Here is a 12,441-nt window from a genome sequence, read left to right on the forward strand (position 1 = left end):
CGGGTTCCCCATTTCTGCGCGCCCGCCGTCGGGGCGCCGCGGAATCACGGTATCGGGCTTGGCTGCGGCTGCGGAAGAGGCGCCCCGCGGGCGCCCGGGGATGCCGCGGGCCGGCGGCGTGCGCTCAGTCGTCGCGCAGTCGCGCGAGCCGGAGCCGCAGGGCGTCGAGCACGAGCTCGAGGCCGAGCTCGAACACCCGGTCGGATCGTGCGTCGCCGCGCTCGGCGGTGGCGATGAGGCGGCCGAGACTCCGCGTCGGCGTCCCCGGCTGCCAGATGTCGTCGGGCGACGCGTAGTCGAGCCCGAAGCCGAGGGCGAAGGAATCGAGCACGGCGACCACCGAGAGCACCTCGTCGTCGGGGAACCCGCCGTCGACGAGCGCCGTGGCGAGCACGTCGTAGCTCTCGATGACGGCGTCATCGGTGATGGTCTTGCCGACGAGCAGCGGCACGATCGCAGGATGCTCGGCGTAGAGGCGGCGCATCCCCTGCATGGTCTCGACGACGATCTCGTCCCACGTGCCGGTCGGCAGCTCGGGGAGGTAGCGACGGCCGAGCCGTCCGCGCACGAGCTCGATGATGCCGTCGCGGCCGTCGATGTGGTTGTAGAGCGACGAGGGCGTGACGCCGAGGCTGCGGGCGAGCGCGTTGACCCCGAACGGAGCGCCGGAGTCGATGAGCTCGATCGCGGCGTCGGCGATGCGGTCGGCCGAAAGCCGGGGCACCTTCGGCCTCGCCATGCGCACTCCTCGGGTCGGGCGCTCGGGTTCGAGCAATCAGGTCAGCCTACGCGGATGCCCCGGTGCGGGGTTCCGCGATCCGGCATCTCCATGCATAATAAACGAATACCATTCGTTTAACGCGGCGCCCCGCCGCGTCATCCCCGGCACACCGCAGTGCCCCGATCCCCCACCGGAGCCCCGATGTCGCACTCCGACCTCAGCGCACGCGTCCCCCTGCGCCTGCCCACCGCGACCGCGACCTTCGCGATCGCCATCGCCGGCTACCTCGGCGTCAACCTCTCGCCGTACATGATCACGGCCCTCCAGACCGCGCTCGACGCCGATCTCATCACCGCCAGCTGGATCGTGACCGGAGCACTGCTCGCGACCGCGATCGTCGGACTCGCGATGGCGCCGCTCTGCGCGGGCCCCCGGCGACTCCTCGTCGCCCGTGCCGGGCTCGCCCTCGGCGTCGTCGGCTTCGGCGCCGCCGCACTCGTGCCCGAGCCGGGCGTCGTCGTCGGCGGCCTGCTCCTCGGCGGAGCCGGCGCGGGCGGCGCGGTGGCCGCGGCGGGCGCGGCCCTCGCCGCCTTCCGCAACCCCGACCGGGTCGCGGGCTTCAACGGCCTCGCGAACCGCGGCGTCATCACGATCGTGCTCCTCGTCATCCCGCTCATCGGCCTCGCCCCGATCGACGTGTTCGGCGCGCTCGCCCTCTTCAGCCTCATCGGCATCGCCGTGAGCGGCTGGCTGCCCGCCGCACCCGTGCACGCGCCGCGCGCCGGGGCTGCGGTCGCCGAGGCCGTGCCCGTCGAGATCCCCCCGACGGGCGCCGTGCGCTCCCTGCCCGAGCGCAGCCCCGCCACGACCCGCCTCGTCACGATCGCCGGGTTCGCGCTGCTCGTGACGTTCGCGCTCTGGGCCGCGAGCGAGGACTCCCTCTGGGCGATGGCCGGCGCGATGGGCGCCGAGCAGGCCGGCCTCACCGACGCGGGCCTCGGCCTCGCGCTCAGCGGCGCGACCGCCGGCGGGCTCGTCGGCTCGGTGCTGCTCATGATCGTCGGCGACCGATTCGGACGCGCCCTGCCGCTCGGCATCCTGCTGGCACTCGGCGGCATCCTGAAGATCGTGGAGGGCTTCACGACCGACGAGACGAGCTTCATCGTCGTGTTCATCGCGTGGAACACCGTCTACGCCCTCGCCTTCATGTACTTCGTCTCGACCTCGGCCGCGCTCGACGCCGACGGCCGCTGGTCGGGCCCGCTGCTCGCCGTCTACCTCGTCGGCTCGAGCCTCACCCCGGTCATCGGGGCGGCGCTCGTCGGAGTGCTCGGCTACCAGGGCTTCGCCGTCGCCCTCGGCATCGCGAGCTTCGTGCTAGCCGTGCCGGCGGTACTCGTCGCCCGACTGTCCACCCGCCTGCAGCGCGCCGAGGCCGACCCGTCGGCCGGCGCGCGGCCCGAGGCATCCGCCCCCACCCAGGAGGTCACCGCATGAGCCGCACGCTCGTCACGAACGCCCGCATCTTCACCGCGAACCGTCCCGGCGACGGCGCCGACTGGGCTGAGGCGCTCGTCGTCGACGGCGAGACGCTCGCCTACGTCGGCGACGCCGAGTCGGCCGCCCGGGCCGCCGGGGCCGACGCCGAGGTGCTCGACCTCGGCGGGCGGCTCGTGATGCCCGGCTTCCTCGATGTGCACACGCACCTGCACATGCTCGGCGACGCGCTCGGCCGGGTGCAGCTGCGCGACGCCGGCGAGCTCGGCGAGATCCAGGCGCGCCTCCGCGCGGGGCGCGACGCCGACCCCGAGGCGGCGCGCCTCCTCGGCGTCTCCTGGCTGTTCGACGCGGTGCCGGGCGGCGCGCCCACCCGGCAGATGATCGACGAGGTCGTCGCCGACGTGCCCGTCTATCTCGACGCGAACGACCTGCACTCGACGTGGGTGAACACGGCCGCACTCGCCGAGCTCGGCATCACCCGCGACACCCCCGACCCGATCGGCGGGCGCATCGGGCGCGACGCCGACGGCGAACCCGACGGCATGCTCTACGAGACGGCGACGCAGTACTTCGTGTGGCGGTTCCTCGCCGAGCAGACGACCGACGCCGATCGCGACGCCGCCGTCGAGCGCGCGCTCGACGCCTACCTCGCGGCCGGCGTCACCGGCGCCGCCGACATGGCGTTCGGCGAGCACGAGCTCGCCTCGATCGAGCGCGTCGTCGCACGACGCGGCGGCGAGCTGCCCTTCCACCTCGTCGCGTACTGGCTCATCGACAACACGGGCGACGACGCGCAGAACCTCGCGCAGGTCGCGCGCGCGACCGAGCTCGCGCAGCGGACGGACGCCCCGGTGCGCGTCGTCGGGATCAAGCTCATCACCGACGGGGTGATCGACGCGTGCACCGCCGCGATGAAGGAGCCCTACGCCGACGGCTCGAACGAGGAGCCGATCTGGCCGTACGCCCGGATGGCGCCCGTCGTCGCCGCGGCCGACGCCGCAGGGCTCCAGATCGCCCTGCACGCGATCGGCGATCTCGCGAGCGAGTCGGCGCTCGACGCCCTCGAGCACGCGGCCGAGGTGAACGGCGACCGGCCCCGCCGCCACCGCATCGAGCACCTCGAGTACGCCGCCCCCGGCACCGCCGAGCGCATGGCCCGGCTCGGCGTCACCGCCTCGATGCAGCCCGTGCACTGCGACCCCGCGGTCATGGACAACTGGATCGCGCAGCTCGGCGACGCACGTGCCGACCGCGGCTTCGCCTGGAGCGAGTACCGCGACGCCGGGGCGCTGCTCGCGTTCTCGACCGACGCGCCGACCGCGCCGCACGAGGCGCTCGCGAACCTCTACATCGCTGCGACCCGGCGCTCGGCGCTCGACCCCTCGCTCGAGGCGCTGACGCCCCAGTACGCGCTGCCGCTCGGCGAGGCCGTCGGGCACGCGACCCGCGACGCGGCCGCGTCGATCCGCGAGGAGCACGTGCGCGGGCGCCTCGCCGAGGGGCTCGCCGCCGACTTCGCCGTGCTCGACGCCGACCCGTTCGCCGAGGGCGACGCGGCACTGCTCCGGGCCCGGGTCATCCGCACCGTCGTCGCCGGCCGCACCGCCTACGAGGCGTAGGCGCGCGCCCCTGCCCTCCGACGCGATTCGGCCGGCGACCGGGCGCCGAGCGCCGAGCCGTGCCCGCCGCACCGAACACGAACGAGGCCGCCCCCTGGTGTCGCAGGGGGCGGCCTCGTCATACGTACGGAGGGGACGCGGGCGTCACTCCTCCGCGACCGCGCGCGAGAGCGTCTCGCCGCGGAAGTAGGCCGGGCGCTTCCAGCGCTGCCAGAACATGATGACGACGCCGGTGAGCAGGATCACCATGCCGAGCACGAACACGAGTCCGACGCCGCCGATGTTCGAGCCCGATCCGTACTCGGGGTCCATGCTGTCGATGAGCGTCGTGAAGAACAGCACCGACAGGATGAGTCCGCCGAGGAACGGCGCGAACAGGCGGAAGAAGAAGTCGCGGCCGGAGCGGAACCACGTCTTGCGGAAGTACCAGACGCACGCGAACGCCGTGATGCCGTAGTAGAAGCAGATCATCATTCCGAGCGTCGTGATCGTGTCCCACAGCACGTCCTCGCTGACGAAGCGCATGACCGTGTAGAACACGGCGGCGACGATCGCCGCGACGACGGTCGCGTAGCCGGGGGTGAAGAAGCGCGGGCTCACGCGCGCGAACTTCTCGGGCAGGGCGCCGTAGTGGCCCATCGCGAGCAGCGTGCGCGCGGGCGACACGAAGGTCGACTGCAGCGACGCCGCCGAGCTCGAGAGCACCGCGAGCGACATGAGGATCGCGAGCGGGCCGAGGATGGGGCCGGCGAGGTAGAAGAACGCGTTCTCCTGGATCGCCTCGTTGCCGAGGCCGACGCCCTCGGTGCCGACGCCCGCGAAGGCGAGCGAGCCCATGGCGACGAAGAGGTAGATCGCGACGACGATCGTGACGGTGAGGGTCGCCGCGCGACCGGGCGTGGTGCGCGAGCCCTTCGTCTCCTCGTTCATCGTGAGCGTGACGTCCCAGCCCCAGAACACGAACAGCGACACCGAGAGGCCCGCGACGACGGCCGAGAACGAGCCGATCTCGAAGGGGTTGAACCAGCTGAGCTCGACCGGCGTCGCGTCGAACGCGGTGCCGTTCGCGACGTGGATGAACGCCGCGACGCCGAAGCCGATCATGACGAGCAGCTGGAACCCGACGAGCCAGTACTGCACCTTCTGCGTCGTCTGCATGTCGCGGTACGAGATGAGCGTCGCCCCGAGGATGAACACGAGGCACGTGGCGACGTTCACGAACGGGTTGCCGACGAGATCGGCGACGGCCGCGGCATCCCCGCCGAAGAACCCGACCACCTGCGAGACCGCGAGGTAGAAGAACTCGACCGCGATGCCCGCGAGGTTCGACAGCACGACGACGGTCGCCGCGATGAGCCCCCAGCCGCCCATCCAGCCGAGCCACGGGCCGAAGGCCCGGGTCGCCCAGGTGAACGAGGTGCCCGAGTCGGGCATCGCGCTGTTGAGCTCGCGGTAGCCGAAGGCGACGAGCAGCATCGGGATGAACCCGAGCAGGAAGATGGCGGGCAGCTGCGTGCCCACCTCGGCGACCGTCGGGCCGAGCGCGCCGGTCAGCGTGTACGCCGGGGCGATGCACGAGATGCCGATGACGATCGCGCCGATGAGGCCGACCGATCCGGCGGAGAGCCCCTTCTTCGACAAGCCCGCGTCGGTGCCGTCGACCATGGCGCTCGCCGTCGTGAGCGGCGCGTGCGGCTCGGTGTGGTGTTCGTGTGGGTGCGTCATCGCAGGTCTCTCAGTCGGTGGGGCGCGGCACGACGATCATCGGTACCGGCAGTTCGCGGAGCATCTTCGAGCCGGTGGACCCGAGGAAGAGGCGGCTCGGGGTCGCGAGCCGGCTCGAGCCGACGAGCACGATCTCGCCGGCGTGCCAGTCGAGCCCGCGCACGGACTCCTCGATCGAGGAGCCGGTCGCCGTGGAGACCGTCGCCTCGACGCCCGCGGGCAGCGCCCGCTGCGCCTCGACCAGCACCTCATCGGCGTGGGCGGTCGACGTGAGGTCTGCGAGCTCCTCGTCCATGCCGGAGGGCAGGTCGATCGGCACGAGCGAGAGCAGGCGCAGCGGCGCGTGGGTGGCTCGACCGAGGCGCACGGATGCCTCGAGCACGGCGCTCGCCCCGGCGCGCAGGCCGATCGCCGCGGTGATGCGGGTGACGCCGAGCGACGTCGGCACGTCGCGCGAGCCGGCGGGGGCGAGCGCGACCGGGACGTCCGAGGCGTGCAGCAGCGCGCTCGCGACCGAACCGATGCGCGAGCGGCCGAGCACGGCGCCGCGGGCGGAGCCGACCACGATGAGCGACGCGCCGAACTCGTGCGCGGCGTCGACGAGTCCTTCGGCGAACGACTCCGCGTAGCGGATGTGCAGCGACTGGGCGATGTCGTCGCCGAGCTTCGCGCTCGCCTCGGTGAGCCAGCGCTGCGAGCGCTCTTTGACATGCCGTTCGTACGCGGGGTCGCGGGGCACGACGCCGCCGCGGGCCTCGATCGGCAGGATCATGACGACCTCGAGGAAGGCCTCGGTCGCCCCGGCGAGCCGGGCGCCGAACGCGAGCGCGTCGGCACCCGAGTCGTCGGCCGTGTAGCCGACGACGATGCGGATCGATTCGGACATGCTGGAGACTCCGCTCAGCTCGCGAGACTCTGCTCGTTGAGAATCTGCTCGGCGACGAGGCGGCCCATGCGGATCGCACCGTCGACGTGCTGGTAGCCCTTGCCCGCCATGTCGGAGCAGGCGAAGTGGATCGGGCCGACGTTCTTGCGCAGGTCGGCGCCGTAGCGGGCGAGGCCGCCCATGTCGAAGCTCGCCGCGTAGGCGCCGCGGGTCCACTCCTCGCTGCCCCAGTCGCTCTCGTAGTAGACGACGGGGTTGAGCGCCTCGGGGCCGTAGTAGTGCGAGAGCGACTCGAGGATCGCAGCCTTCCGCTCCTCGGCGGAGAGCGTGAAGACGCCGTCGGCCTCCTCGTCGGAGACGAAGCCGACGAGGGTGCCGCGAGTGTCGCCGTGATTCGTGTTGTCGTACGCCTCGTGCGAGAGCTCGTAGGGGCTGAACGCGGTGCCCGACAGGCCCTGCTCGCGCCAGAACGGCGTCTCGTAGACGGCGTGCACCTTGATGACGAAGCCCATCGAGAGGTGCTGGTGGAGCTGGTGCTGGCGGCGGGGCAGCGGCGGCTCGTACGAGATGCGGCTGTAGAGGATCGGCGGCACGGCGAGGACGACGCGCTTCGCGTGCACCTCGATCGAGTCGGTGACGGCGACGACGCCCTCGTCGAGGTTGTCGGGGTTCCAACGGAGCTTGCGCACCGGCTGGTTCAGGCGCACCGCGTCGCCGAGCTTCGCGGCGAGGCCGAGCGGCACCTGCTGGAGGCCGCCGACGACGCGCGCGTCGAGGATGAAGTCGGCGTCGACGAGGTTCGAGAACGAACCGGCCGAGGCGGCCATGAGCAGGGCCTGCAGGGCGCTGAACGCGTGGGTCGGCTTCGTGAGCATCGCGCCGGCGATGAACATGCCGATGTTGAGCTTGGCCTCTTCGTCGTCGGTCTGCGTGCCGAGCCACTCGGCGAACGAGATCTCGTCGAGCTCCTTCGCGCGCGGGTGCGCCCAAGGGGCGTCGGGGTCGATCTCGGCGACGAGCGCGTCGAGCTTCTCGATGAGGCCGACGATCTCGCCCTCGGTCTTCGCGGGGACCGGGAAGATCTCGCCCTCGAAGAGGCGGCGCTCGCCGTCCTCGGCGATGTAGACGTTCTTGCCCTCGCGGTAGCGCGTGTAGGTCTCGAGGCCGAGCTCGGCGAGCGTCTCGATCAGGGCGTCCTGGTCGGGCGAGACCCACTGGCCGCCGATCTCGAGCATGGCGCCGTCGACGTCGCCCGTCCAGAGGCGCCCGCCGACGCGGTCGCGGGCCTCGAGCACGACGACCGATTCGCCGGCGTCCTTCAGCTTGTTGGCGGCGGTGAGGCCCGCGGCCCCCGCGCCGACGATGACGACGTCGGTCTCGATGCGTTCCATGTGTGAACACCTTTCTCAGGAACAGTGCCGCGCTTCTCAGGAGAGAACGGGTCAGAAGAACTCAGGCGACCCGGAATCTCCTGAGAAACTGCGTCATTCGCGCAGGGTCTCCTGAGAAACACGGGTGGGGGTGGATGCCTCGGGGTGGAACCGCGAGGCATCCACCCGAGATCAGCTCACCGGGATGAGCGTGTACTTGGTGTCGAGGTACTCGTGGATGCCCTCGGCGCCGCCCTCGCGGCCGATGCCCGACTGCTTGATGCCGCCGAAGGGGGCGGCCGCGTTCGAGACGAGGCCGGTGTTGAGGCCCATCATGCCCGTGGCGAGCTTCTCGATCATGCGCTGGCCGCGCGCGAGGTCCTGCGTGAAGACGTAGGAGACGAGGCCGTACTCGGTGTCGTTGGCGAGGCGCACGGCCTCGTCCTCGGTCGAGAAGGTGGTGATGCCGAGCACCGGGCCGAAGATCTCCTCCTTGAGGAGGCGGGCGTCGGCCGAGACGTCGCCGAGCACGGTGGGCGCGTAGAACGTGCCCGCGCCGCCGATGACGGTGCCGCCGGTGAGGATCTTCGCGCCCTTGCCGACCGCGTCCTGCACGAGCTCGTCGGTCGTCGCGACCGCCTTGTCGTCGATCAGCGGGCCGATGTTGACGCCGTCCTCGGTGCCGCGACCGACCGAGAAGCCGGCGACGCGCTCGGCGACCCGCTTCGAGAACTCGGCGGCGACCGACTCGTGCACGATGAAGCGGTTCGCGGCGGTGCAGGCCTGGCCGATGTTGCGGAACTTCGCGAGCATCGCGCCGTCGACCGCCTTGTCGAGGTCGGCGTCGCCGAACACGACGAACGGGGCGTTGCCGCCGAGCTCCATCGAGGTGCGCAGGATGCCGGTGGCGGCCTGCTTCATGAGGGCGCGGCCGACGCCGGTCGAGCCGGTGAAGCTGAGCTTGCGGAGGCGCGGGTCCTCGATGATCGGGCCCGAGACGGCCGAGGAGGTCGAGGTCGCGATGACGTTCACGACGCCCTTGGGCAGGCCCACCTCTTCGAGCAGCTGCACGAACGCGATCGTCGTGAGCGGGGTGAGTGCCGGGGGCTTGATGACGACGGTGCAGCCGGCCGCGAGCGCGGGCGCGATCTTGCGGGTCGCCATCGCGAGCGGGAAGTTCCACGGGGTGATGAAGAACGAGGGGCCGACGGGGCGCTGCGAGACGACCATGTGGCCGGTGCCCTCGGGGTTCAGGCCGTAGCGGCCCGAGATGCGCACGGCCTCCTCGCTGAACCAGCGGAGGAACTCGCCGCCGTAGGCGACCTCGCCGCGGGCCTCGGCGAGGGGCTTGCCCATCTCGAGGGTCATGAGGAGCGCGAACTCCTCCTTGCGCTCCTGGAGCAGGTCGAACGCGCGGCGGAGCAGTTCGCCGCGGACGCGGGGGGCGGTGGCCGCCCACTCGTCCTGCGCGGCGACGGCCGCGTCGAGCGCCTTGAGGCCGTCGGCGACCGAGGCGTCGGCGATCTCCTTGATGGTGTCGCCGGTGGCGGGGTCGATGACGGCGAGGGTCTTGCCGCCCTCGGCCGGCACCCACTCGCCGGCGATGAAGAGGCCGGTCTCGACCTTGTCGAGCACCGTGGCTTCAAGCGTTGCGTTCGTCATGTGTGACTTTCCCGTTCGATGGTTCGTGCAGTTCGTGCGGTGTGCTGCGGTCCCGGATGTCTCCGAGTCGCCCGGCTCCGTGCGGTGACGGGCGACTCGGGGAGGAGTTGTCGGATCAGGGATAGAGGCCGCGCAGCTTGTGCGCTTCGGCGACGCGCTCGACCGCGAGCGCGGTGGCGGCGGTGCGGAGCGACAGGCCCCGCGAGGTCGCGTAGCCGAGCACGTGCTGCCACGCGCTGAGCATCCGCTCCTCCAGTCTGGCCTCGACTTCGTCGACGCGCCACCAGTAGGCCTGGTTCGCCTGCACCCACTCGAAGTACGAGACGATCACGCCGCCGGCGTTCGCGAGGATGTCGGGCACGACGAGGATGCCGCGCTCGCGCATGATGCGGTCGGCCGCGGGCGTCGTGGGGCCGTTGGCGCCCTCGACGATGACCTTGGCCCGCACCTGTGCGGCGTTGCCCTCGTGCAGCACGCCCTCGACGGCGGCCGGCACGAGCAGGTCGACCTCGAGCTCGAGCAGGGCGGCGCCGTCGAGCGCCTCGGCGCCGGCGAAGCCGACGACCGCACCGGTCTCGCGGACGTGGGCGCTGAGCGCCTCGATGTCGAGTCCGGCGGCGTTGTACACGGCGCCGTACTGGTCGCTCACGGCCTGCACGGTGACGCCGGCCTCGGTGAGGAACCGCGCGGCATCCGCGCCGACCTTGCCGAAGCCCTGCACGGCCGCGGTGGCCTGCGACTGGGTGATGCCGGCGTGTCGGAGGGCGGCGAGCGCGATGTGCGTGACCCCACGCGACGTCGCGCTCGCGCGCCCCTGTGAACCGCCGAGCGCGATGGGCTTGCCGGTCACGATGCCGGGCACGGTGAAGCCGGAGTTCACGGAGTAGGTGTCCATGATCCAGGCCATCGTCTGCTCGTCGGTGCCGATGTCGGGCGCAGGGATGTCGCGCTCCGGGCCGATGATCGGCAGGATCTCGCTCGTGTAGCGACGGGTCACGCGCTCGAGCTCGGCCTTGGAGTGCTCGCGGGGGTCGATCGCGATGCCGCCCTTCGCGCCGCCGTAGGGCACGTCGAGCAGGGCGCACTTCCAGGTCATCCACATGGCGAGCGCCCGCACCTCGTCGATGTCGACGTTCGGCGCGTAGCGCAGGCCGCCCTTGGCGGGGCCGCGGCTGAAGTTGTGCTGCACGCGGTAGCCGGTGAACAGCACGGTCTCGCCTGAGTCGCGGCGCAGCGGCACCGCGACCGTCAGCTCGCGACGCGGGGTCGCGAGCATCTGGTGGGTGCCCTCGGAGAAGCCGAGCAGGCCGATGGCCTCGGCCAGCTGCGAGCGTGCGTCGTCGAGCGGGGTCGCGATGGGGGCTGCGTGCGGGGCGACGACGTTGTCGATCACGGTGCTCATGCCTGCTTGAGACCCTCCGCGATCACGCCGAGGCCCTCGATGAGGAGCTCGTCGGAGATCGTGAGCGGCGGCAGGAAGCGGACCACGTTGCCGTAGGTGCCGCAGGTGAGCAGGATGACGCCGTGCTCGTGCGCGTACTTCGCGACCTTGCCGGTGAGGGCCGCGTCGGGGGCGCCGGTGGCGGGGTCGACGAGCTCGATCGCGACCATGGCGCCGCGGCCGCGGACATCGCCGATGCGGGGGTCGGCCGTGCGGAGCGCGTTGAGGCGGCCGATGAGCACCGAGCCGATCTCCTTGGCGCGCTCGATGAGGCCGTCCTGCTCGTAGGTCTCGATCGTGGCGAGCGCGGCGGCGCAGGCGAGCGGCGAGCCCGTGTAGGTGCCGCCGAGGCCGCCGGCCATCGCGGAGTCCATGATCTCGGCGCGACCGGTGACGGCCGACAGCGGCAGGCCGCCGGCGATGCCCTTGGCGGTGACGATGACGTCGGGCACGATGCCCTCGTGCTCGCTCGCGAACCAGGCGCCCGTGCGGGCGAAGCCGGTCTGCACCTCGTCGGCGATGAAGACGACGCCGTTCGCGTTCGCCCACTCGACGAGCGCGGCGAGGAAGCCGGTGGCGGGCACGATGAAGCCGCCCTCGCCCTGGATGGGCTCGATGATGATCGCGGCGAGGTTCTCGACGCCGACCTGCTTCTCGATCTGGAGGATCGCGCGGGCCGCGGCCTCACGGCCGTCGAGGCCGCCGTCGCGGAACGGGTAGCTGAGGGGGGCGCGGTACACCTCGGGGGCGAACGGGCCGAAGCCGCTCTTGTAGGGGATGTTCTTCGCGGTGAGCCCCATGGTGAGGTTCGTGCGGCCGTGGTAGGCGTGGTCGAACGCGACGACGGCCTGCTTCTTCGTGTAGTGGCGGGCGATCTTGATCGCGTTCTCGACGGCCTCGGCGCCCGAGTTGAACAGCGCCGAGCGCTTCTCGTGGTCGCCGGGGGTGAGCTCGTTGAGCTTCTCGGCGACGGCGACGTAGCCCTCGTAGGGGGCGACGGTGAAGCAGGTGTGGGTGAAGGCGTTCAGCTGCGCCGCGACGGCGTCGACGACGCGCGGGGCCGAGTTGCCGACACCGGTGACGGCGATGCCCGAGCCGAGGTCGATGAGCGAGTTGCCGTCGGCGTCGACGACCACGCCGCCGCCTGCGGCGACGACTGAGATGGGCAGGGTGTGGCCGACGCCGGCGGCGACGGCCTGCGCCTTGCGGGCGATGAGCTCCTGCGAGCGGGGGCCGGGGATGGCCGTGACGAGACGGCGCTCCTGAGCGAGTGCGGGGCCGCCGGGGATGGTGGTGGCCGGGGTGTCGACGAGGGTCATAGCTGCTCCGATGCAATGTGACGACGGTGGCTGATGCGTCGATGGTAGGTCGGGCAGCACGGATGCCTCGACGCCCGCGTGTACACGAAGCATCCACTTCTTGGACGCCGCGTACAACGCGAACACCCGGCTTCTGCAGGAGAACTGACGCGAGACGCCGTGTCAGGCGACCATCGTGACGAATTTCCTGCAGAGGCC

General features: G+C 71.7%; 9 protein-coding genes. 2 read left to right on the plus strand and 7 right to left on the minus strand.

The window, feature by feature from the left end; genetic code table 11:
- Positions 1 to 124 precede the first annotated feature (124 nt).
- Entirely contained in the window at positions 125 to 739 is a 615-nt protein-coding gene (locus tag ACFVAJ_RS05030; RefSeq protein ID WP_376941720.1) for a TetR/AcrR family transcriptional regulator, read from the minus strand.
- 183 nt (positions 740 to 922) lie between these two features.
- Between ACFVAJ_RS05030 and ACFVAJ_RS05035 the strand changes: the two genes are divergently transcribed.
- Complete coding sequence (locus tag ACFVAJ_RS05035) at positions 923 to 2,218, plus strand: MFS transporter (protein ID WP_376941722.1); 1,296 nt, start codon at positions 923 to 925, stop codon at positions 2,216 to 2,218.
- Positions 2,215 to 3,840 carry an amidohydrolase gene (locus tag ACFVAJ_RS05040; RefSeq protein WP_376941724.1) on the plus strand — a complete coding sequence of 542 codons (1,626 nt, stop codon included), beginning with the start codon at positions 2,215 to 2,217 and terminating at the stop codon, positions 3,838 to 3,840. Before ACFVAJ_RS05035 ends, ACFVAJ_RS05040 begins: the two co-directional genes overlap by 4 nt.
- Before the next feature lie 144 nt (positions 3,841 to 3,984).
- Here the strand turns inward: ACFVAJ_RS05040 and ACFVAJ_RS05045 are convergent, their stop codons facing one another.
- The 6 genes from ACFVAJ_RS05045 to gabT form a co-directional block, all read right to left on the minus strand.
- Positions 3,985 to 5,505, minus strand: a complete 1,521-nt coding sequence (locus ACFVAJ_RS05045) for an APC family permease (protein WP_376942476.1) — start codon at positions 5,503 to 5,505, stop codon at positions 3,985 to 3,987.
- Positions 5,506 to 5,575: 70 nt separating this feature from the next.
- Positions 5,576 to 6,451: a universal stress protein gene (locus ACFVAJ_RS05050; protein ID WP_376941726.1), complete on the minus strand. Its 876-nt coding sequence runs from the start codon at positions 6,449 to 6,451 to the stop codon at positions 5,576 to 5,578.
- Between the two features lie 14 nt (positions 6,452 to 6,465).
- Positions 6,466 to 7,842 (minus strand): flavin monoamine oxidase family protein, encoded by a 1,377-nt coding sequence (locus ACFVAJ_RS05055; RefSeq protein WP_376941728.1) that lies wholly within the window; start codon positions 7,840 to 7,842, stop codon positions 6,466 to 6,468.
- A gap of 171 nt (positions 7,843 to 8,013) precedes the next feature.
- The gene (locus ACFVAJ_RS05060) at positions 8,014 to 9,483 is read right to left on the minus strand and encodes an NAD-dependent succinate-semialdehyde dehydrogenase (RefSeq protein WP_376941730.1); all 1,470 of its coding nucleotides are present in this window, start codon (positions 9,481 to 9,483) and stop codon (positions 8,014 to 8,016) included.
- Between the two features lie 115 nt (positions 9,484 to 9,598).
- On the minus strand, positions 9,599 to 10,885 hold the full coding sequence (locus tag ACFVAJ_RS05065) for a Glu/Leu/Phe/Val dehydrogenase (protein WP_376941732.1): 1,287 nt from the start codon (positions 10,883 to 10,885) through the stop codon (positions 9,599 to 9,601).
- A complete protein-coding gene (gene gabT, locus ACFVAJ_RS05070) occupies positions 10,882 to 12,243 on the minus strand; it encodes a 4-aminobutyrate--2-oxoglutarate transaminase (protein ID WP_376941734.1) in 1,362 nt (453 codons plus the stop codon). Before gabT ends, ACFVAJ_RS05065 begins: the two co-directional genes overlap by 4 nt.
- Positions 12,244 to 12,441 lie beyond the last annotated feature (198 nt).

It is taken from the genome of Agromyces sp. NPDC057679 (genome assembly GCF_042799635.1).
Classification (GTDB): domain Bacteria; phylum Actinomycetota; class Actinomycetes; order Actinomycetales; family Microbacteriaceae; genus Agromyces.